Origin of the sequence: Actinomadura formosensis NBRC 14204 (genome assembly GCF_001552155.1) — a bacterium.
GTDB classification, from domain to species: Bacteria; Actinomycetota; Actinomycetes; order Streptosporangiales; family Streptosporangiaceae; genus Spirillospora; species Spirillospora formosensis.
On sequence record NZ_BCQQ01000270.1, the window covers coordinates 1 to 1,771 of the forward strand.

The 1,771-nt window shown below is 74.9% G+C and carries 2 protein-coding genes; both read right to left on the bottom strand.

The window, feature by feature from the left end; all coding sequences use genetic code 11:
- Positions 1-232: beta-ketoacyl synthase N-terminal-like domain-containing protein (locus AF1_RS32425; protein WP_157419431.1), on the bottom strand; the 232-nt coding region annotated here is incomplete at its 3' end.
- 44 nt (positions 233-276) lie between these two features.
- The coding region (locus AF1_RS32430) for a type I polyketide synthase (protein ID WP_157419433.1) at positions 277-1,771 on the bottom strand (1,495 nt) is incomplete at its 5' end.

Sequence of the window (1,771 nt, forward strand, 5' to 3'; positions counted from 1 at the left end):
GGTCCCAGCCCCGGTCCTGGGGGAACCCCGACACCGCGTCCCGGCCCTCGGACACCAGCCGCCACAGGTCATCCGGGCCGGTGACACCGCCTGGCAGCCGGCACGCCATGCCGACGACGGCGATCGGCTCGCGGGATGCGCCGAGGAGCCGGCGGTTGCGCTTCTTCAGCGTGCCGACTTCTTCCAGCGACTTCCGCAGGGCCTCGACGACCTTCTCGTACGACGCACTCACAACCGCCCCAATCACTCGGGTACCAGATGCCGGGTCTCGCGGGACTACTCTTCGCCGAACGCCAGTTGCACGAGGTCGTCGACGTCCAGCTCGGCGATCGACCGCTCCCCGGCGTCCTCCTCGACCACGCCGGGCGCATCACCCGCACCGGCGAGATCCGGCTCGCCCAGCGCGGCCAGACTGGTCAGGACGTCGATCAGCCCCGCCTCGCGCAGGCGGGACAGCGGGACCGACGCGAGCGCGTGCCGCAACCGTTCCTCGTCCGCACCGGCCACGCCGCCGTCCGCGCCGCCGTCCGGGAGCAGTTCCGCCCGCAGGTGGCGGGCGAGCACCAGCGGGGTCGGATAGTCGAACACCAGCGTGGCCGGCAGTTTCAGTCCGGTCTGCTCACGGAGCCGGTTGCGCAGCTCGACCGAGGTCAGCGAGTCGAACCCGGTGTCCTGGAACGCCGTGTCCGCCCGCACCGCCTCCGGGCCGGCGTGCCCGAGCACGGCGGCGACCTGACCGCGCACAAGGTCCAGGAGCAGGGCCTCCTGCTCGTCCGCGGCGAGTCCGGCCAGCCGGCGCGGCAGCGCGCTGTCCGTCGCGGTGGCCGCCCGCGCCTGCCGCCGCCCGGCCCGGACCAGGCCGTGCAGCACGTGCGGCACCGACCCGCCGGCCGCGACGTCCGCCCGCAACGCCGCCAGGTCCAGCTTGATCGGCACCAGCAGCGACGCGTCCATGCGCAGCGCGACGTCGAACATGTCCAGGCCCTCGGCCCGCGTCAGCTCCAGGACGCCGCCGCGGCCGGCGCGTGCGTGGTCGACGACGCTGAGGTGGGCGGCCATGCCGATGCCGCGCTCCCACAGGCCCCAGGCCAGCGACAGTCCCGGCAGGCCCGCGGCCCGGCGGTGGGCCATCGCCGCGTCCAGGAAGGCGTTCGCCGCCGCGTAGTTGCCCTGACCGCCGCCGCCGACCACGCCCGCGACGGAGGAGAACACGACGAATGCGTCGAGGTCCATGTCCCGGGTCAGCTCGTCCAGGTGCCGCACCGCGTCGACCTTCGGCGCGAACACGGCGGCGAGCCGGTCCGGGGTCAGCGTCCCGATCACACCGTCGTCGAAGACGCCGGCCGTGTGCACGACACCGGTCAGGCGGTGCTCGTCCCGGATGGACGCCAGCAGCGCCGCCACCTGCTCGCGGTCGGAGACGTCGCAGGCCACTGCGGACACCTCCGCGCCCTGCTCGGTGAGGTCGGCGACCAGATCCGCCATGCCGTCGGCGCCGCGGCCCCGGCGGCTGGCCAGCACCAGGCGCCGCACCCCGTGCCGGGACACCAGGTGCCGGGCCACCAGACCGCCCAGGGCGCCCGCGCCCGAGACCAGCACCGTCCCGTCCGGACCGAACACGGCGGACGCGTCCGAGAGCCGGCCGGTGGCGCGGGCGAGCCGAGGCACCGAGAAGGTCGTGCCGCGCAGGGCGAGCTGTGGTTCACCGCTGGCCAGCGCGGTCCCGAGTACCGAGCCCGGCACGGTTTCCGCACCGGTTCCGGTGGCGGGA